Source organism: Mycobacterium sp. E3247 (assembly GCF_001667785.1).
GTDB lineage: Bacteria > Actinomycetota > Actinomycetes > Mycobacteriales > Mycobacteriaceae > Mycobacterium.
In genome coordinates this window covers 1-5,522 of record NZ_LZJG01000388.1, presented here as the reverse complement: position 1 = coordinate 5,522, position 5,522 = coordinate 1, and the positions used below count along the sequence as shown (strand labels likewise).

The following is a 5,522-nucleotide window of genomic DNA, read 5'->3' as shown; positions in this document are numbered from 1 at the left end:
CCGGCCCCCGGCGCCGCGGCGCCGCGGCCGGCGACGGTGGTGCTACAGGCGTCGATGAGTGCGGGACTGACCATCACCGGCGCGATCAGTAGGGATCCACCGGCAAGGCTCCACCGTGCCCTTTGCGAAAACCGCACGCATCACTCCCGCTGATCACCCGATACCGGGAAATCAGATTACGCGCGAAGTGGCGAAACCCCCGGCAGCCGCGCCCGGGCTGCCGACCACGCCGGCCAACCCGACAGCGCCCGCCGGTGCCATCCCGCTGCCGCCCGACCAGAACGGTTACGTGTTCATCGAAACCAAGTCGGGGACCACACGCTGCCAGATCAACAAGGACACCGTCGGCTGCGAGGCGCCGTTCACCAACTCCCCGCTGCAAGACGGCGAACACGCCAACGGCGTGAGCGTGGACTCGGGCGGCAAGGTGCAGTGGGTGCTGGGCAACCTGGGTGCCATCCCGACCGTCCAGATCGACTACAAGACCTACAACGCCGCGGGCTGGACGATCGTCGCGACCGCCGACGGCACCCGGTTCACCAACGACCGCACCGGCCACGGCATGTTCGTCAGCCTCGACAAGGTCAACACCTTCTGACGACCTCGAGGGCCACGCGTTGCTCGATGGTCACCCGGCTCCTTCTCAAAGTGCCGCGAGGTGCGTGCGTTGTCTTCCGTTCGGCCATGGCTAACCCCCGACACCGACAGGGGATAAAGACTCGCAAACACTGGCATACCGTCCACATCGAAAGGTGAATTGACCACCGGGTTTGGGGCAGTAACCTTGGCGCCAGCGCGAAAGGGGCGGCGATGCGTGTCAGTGCCCGGCTACAGCGCCGTGTCGCCAACCAGTCGTCAGGGCTGGCAGCCCTGCTGGAAGCCGGGGCTAATCGAGAACCCCTGACGTTTCCATGCACCTCAGGTACATAAGCATCCCTGCGTTGATAGCCTTCGCCGGCGGTGATCCGTGGGAGGTCAACCGGACTCTGCAAGCGGGCGAGCCGGGGCAGATTTCGAGCCTCGCAAATGCCTTTAAGGCTGCGGGGCGCTCGACCGCCGAAGCTGACCTTGCCTTCGAGCAAGCCCGCAATCGGTTTGACGCGGCCTGGAATCATCAGGATGGCGATCATCCGATCAACGACTCTGCTGAAGTGCAGCGGGTGGCGAAGTCCCTGGGGGCGCAGGCCGTGCAGCTGCCCAAAATCGGTGCGGATCTGGAAACCATCGCCGCATCCTTGGCCGAGGCGCAAAAGGCCGCCGCTGGCCAGATCGCCTCGCTGGAAGCGCAGCTGACGGGCCTCGACAACATGATCGCCGAGGCCGTCGAGCTAGAAAACGAGCATCCCAACCTCAGCGCGGCCGACCGAGATGCGCTCAACGCCTATATCACCTCGCTCGAAGACGACGCCATCCGCGACACGAAGGCTGCGCTGGGCCAGCTGCAAGCAACACGCGACGGTTACTCGAACACGTTGCAGAATGCGCTGGGAACCCTCAAGAGTGAGGGATACGACCCGGCAGGCATCAGGGCGCAAGAGGGCCCACTGTCGCCGGCTCCCCCGCTGCCGGATGACCCCAATCAGTTTGCGCAAGTGTGGAACTCGCTCACCCAAGAGCAAAAAGACGCCGAATACGACCGAAACCACTTCGTTGGCAACCACGCTGGGATGCCGTTCGTCGATCGCGATCACTACAACCGGATGCACCTCGACGAGCTGCAGACTTCAAACCAAGCCGACCTGGACCGTCTGCGCGCTCAGCATCCCGACTGGGCCAGCGGGAAGACGCCGTTCCTGAAGACCAATGAGTTTCTGGCCTGGCGACGGCAATGGGACGCTGCCAATCGTGCGCGCGACGGGTACTCGAATGTGAAAAGTACTCTTGGACCGCCGCCGGACAAGGTGCCGCCTGGGCAACTGCCGAGGTACTTGGGCATCATCGATGACAAGGGTCACGCCGCTGTCTCCATCAATAACCCCGACACGGCGAAACGCGACGCCACCTTTGTGCCGGGCACCGGCCAAGACCTCACGCGCTTTGATGCCAGCGCGCTCAAATCCGAACGGATGTTGTCGGCCACGCTTGCTGCTGACAAAAGCCTGCGGCCACAGGATGTTTCGGTGACGACGTGGATGGGCTACGACCGGCCAATGAATGTCTTTGATGCGGCGTCGACTAGCTATGCCCACAACGGGGCGGCCGCGCTCGACGATTTCCAAGCCGGGTTGCGCGCCTCCCACAACGACGCGGTTACCGGGGGCCCCTCGCTGAACACGGTCATCGGCCACAGCTATGGATCCACCGAAGTGGGGGCCGCGGCACTCGGCGGCCACCATCTCGACGCCAACAATGTGATCGCAGTCGGCAGCCCCGGGGTACTGGCCGGACATGCCGGTGACCTCAACCTTGATCCCGGGGCTCATGTCTTCGCGACCCGAGCGCAAAACGACGTCATCGGTGTCGTGACCGGCATGACGCTGGGTCCTGACCCAATGAGTTCGAAGTTTGGGGGCATCCCATTTGAGGCAGCGCCAGGACCGGGCTGGCCCTTCGGCCTGCCGACAGTCGCGGCCCACAGCAGCTACTGGGATACCGGTAACCCGGCGCTTGACAACATGGGCCGTATCATCGCCGGAAGAGTCGATGTCACCCCACCCACCTTCACGCCCTGATCAGACGATGAAACCGACAATCCGTAGTCTGCTTTGTTCACTGGCTGTCCTGCTGACAGCCGGGCTATGTGCTGCGTGCTCATCAGGATCGTCATCCACGTCCACGAAACAACCGGCGTCGGGGGCGCCGTCTGGCGCAACAGTGATCCCAGGAGGTCCGATGGAGTCCACACCAGCCGCTCCGTCACCGAAAGTACCTGCGAGTCAAGAAGAAGCGCAGAATACGGTGATTCGCTACATTCAGCAGACCGTGGACGCGCTGCCCGCCGGGACCAACGTCGACGGAACCCGCTACAGCGGTGTCGGTTCCGGGATCGCCTACTGCGAAGACGAGCCAAAAGACCAAAACTCCCCAGTCAACTACTCCTACTGGGGTGATCTGAACCTTCCAGCAGGTACGGACGTCAACGCCCTCTTCGGTCAGGTGGAAAGCATCTGGAAACGCTGGGATTGGCAGGTCCTTGAGCGACAAGGCTTCGAGAAGCCCAACAGGTTCGGCTACGCCCCTGACGGTTACGTCGTGCAAATCAAGTCCGCCTATCCGCCCGGATCGCCCCCGACAATCATCGGGACATCACCGTGCTTCCCAGGCAACCTGCGCAAAGAAGGGACGCCTGTGCCCACCGCGATAAGGCAGACCTCCGTTGCGCGATGAACCAGCGGAGCGGGATTAGGCACCGATCTGACTGATTGTCAGATCGGATAAGCCCGCGACGACTCCCCGGCCCGGGGTCCACCGAGTACACCCCCCGCCCTCCATGTGGTCGGGCCCGTCGCCCGGAAAGACGGCGCCGGTGACGACCCTTTCCGAAGGCGGGCTCAGGAGGTTGGCAGGTGAGATCAGTACCATCGGTGCCGTGGAACGCACAGGCCCACCCGACGACTTCCACGAGCAGGCGACTCATCATGCCGACTACGGCATGGCCGACCAGCCGACTTCCGGCGAGGCCCCGCCGTACCCGCCCGACGAAACCGGGCAGCCCGACGCGTTCGACGCCCTGGAGAGCGAACCCACTCCGTGGTATCGCAAGCCTCCGCTGCTGATCGCCTGGCTGGTGTTCGTCGTGATCCTGATCGGGCTGATCGCCTACGGCATCACCGAGCTGCTCAAGGGAGGACAGGGCACCAGCCCCACCCCGAGCACCAGCAGCACGAGTTCGACCACCACCACGACGACGACCACCCCGACAAGCACCACAACGCCGACCACCAGCAGTGCGGGCGAGGCGCCGGCGCAGCAGCCGACACAGCAGCCCACGCGCGAGCCGGGCCAGCAGGCGCCGACGCACCGCCATCACCTGCCACAGGTGCCTTCGGTGATCACGATTCCCGGGGTGCCCACGGTGATCACCGTCCCGCCCGGCCTGCGCTGACGCCGTCGGCCGCTATGGTGAGGACCACCGGGCGATCGGAAGTGGGGTGCGGGGCATGAGCGAGTCGCTCGGGCTGTCGATTGGGGCGGCCAACCTGGTGGCGGCCCGCGCGGGCGGCGCCCCGGTGGTTCGCAGTGCCGTGCTGACCCTCTTCGAGCACCGGCCGACCGAAGTTGGCCTGCCGGAGGAAAACCCGAACCTGACCGGGGACGGGATGGTGCTGCGCGGGTTCGTCGAGCGGGTCGGCGACCGGTCACCGTTGGTGGCGCCCGACGGGACGAAGTACCTCGGCGAGGTACTGACGGTCGAGGCGATCGAGGCGATGGCCCGCACCGTCGGCTACGGCTCACCGATCACCATCGCCGTCCCGGCGTACTGGTCCGAATCCCAGTTCGCCGCGCTGCGCGACGAATTCTTCGCCCAGCCGGACCTGGCCCGCGGCGGCGTGTCCCCCGTGCTGGTGTCCGACGCCACCGCCGCCGTGGCGGCGCTGCGTGGCAGACCGGGTTTCCCGGGCGCGGGCATCGTCGCGCTGTGCGATTTCGGCGCCAGCGGCACCAGCGTCACCCTGATGGACGCCGGATCCAACTTCGCGCTCGTCGGCCCGACGGTGCGATACGCGGATTTCTCCGGCGACGCGATCGATCAGCTCGTCCTGAGTGGCCTGCAGGCATCCGATGACACCATGGCCGACCTGGCCAGCACCACGCGCATCGGTTCGCAGACCCGCCTGCTCGGTGAATGCCGGCGCGCCAAGGAACAGCTGTCGACCGCCGCGTCGGCATCGGTCGGGGGCGCGCAGCTGTCGCGCGCCGAGCTGGAGCGGCTGATCTCCGAACCGCTGGACCGATTCCTGAACGTCGTCGAGGAGGCGTTGCGCCGCAACGGAATTCCGAAGGCCGGGCTGGCCGCCGTGGCGACCGCCGGCGGCGGCGCCGGCATCCCGCTGATCGCCGCGCGGCTGTCGCAGCGTTTTCAGGTGCCCGTGCACTCGGCACCGCAGCCCGCGGCCAGCGCGGCCGTCGGCGCGGCGGCGCTCGGCGAGCAGCAGTCGTCGGCGGGTGCCGCCACGGCGGCGGGAGCCGTCGTGGAAACGCCGACCCAGATGGTCGGCACCGCCGGAATCGACATGACCCAGGCCGCGTGGGCCGCCCGGGCCACGGACGTGGACGGCGCCCTGGCCTGGTCCCAGGACGCCGACGGCGCCGACGAGCCGGTGCCCTACACCGGGCGCGACGCCACCGGCGAGTACACCGACGAGGCAAGGGATTTCGATGCCGGTCCCGGCGACCGCCAAGCCGTCCCGGAGGGCGGGCTGCCGTGGTACAAACGGACGGCGCTGGTGCTCAGCGTCGCGGGCGCGGCGGCGGCGGTGCTGGTGGCCATCCTGTTGGCGGTCACCCTCGGCAACCCCAAGCCCCGTCCGGCTCGGTGATGGTCACGGTTTGGGACGTTTGCGGGGGAGCCGGTGTGGGGT

Annotated in this window: 4 protein-coding genes and 1 pseudogene; all 5 read left to right on the top strand. The window is 66.6% G+C overall.

Annotation, left to right across the window (positions count from 1 at the left end; genetic code table 11):
* The first annotated feature begins 94 nt into the window (after nucleotides 1–94).
* The gene (locus A9X04_RS20995; RefSeq protein ID WP_231985784.1) at nucleotides 95–598 is read left to right on the top strand and encodes a hypothetical protein; all 504 of its coding nucleotides are present in this window, start codon (nucleotides 95–97) and stop codon (nucleotides 596–598) included.
* A gap of 343 nt (nucleotides 599–941) precedes the next feature.
* Nucleotides 942–2,672, top strand: a complete 1,731-nt coding sequence (locus A9X04_RS20990; protein WP_231985783.1) for an alpha/beta hydrolase — start codon at nucleotides 942–944, stop codon at nucleotides 2,670–2,672.
* 160 nt (nucleotides 2,673–2,832) lie between these two features.
* Nucleotides 2,833–3,327, top strand: a complete 495-nt coding sequence (locus tag A9X04_RS20985) for a hypothetical protein (protein ID WP_231985782.1) — start codon at nucleotides 2,833–2,835, stop codon at nucleotides 3,325–3,327.
* Between the two features lie 202 nt (nucleotides 3,328–3,529).
* Nucleotides 3,530–4,045: a hypothetical protein gene (locus tag A9X04_RS20980; RefSeq protein ID WP_067924528.1), complete on the top strand. Its 516-nt coding sequence runs from the start codon at nucleotides 3,530–3,532 to the stop codon at nucleotides 4,043–4,045.
* A 55-nt stretch (nucleotides 4,046–4,100) separates the two neighbouring features.
* Nucleotides 4,101–5,450: pseudogene (locus A9X04_RS20975) on the top strand (Hsp70 family protein); the annotation flags it as partial.
* Nucleotides 5,451–5,522: the final 72 nt, after the last annotated feature.

What these genes read in the sequence shown, in the direction of transcription:
- A9X04_RS20985 (WP_231985782.1), top strand. Translation starts at nt 2,833, where the DNA reads ATGGAGTCCACACCAGCCGCTCCGTCACCGAAAGTACCTGCGAGTCAA.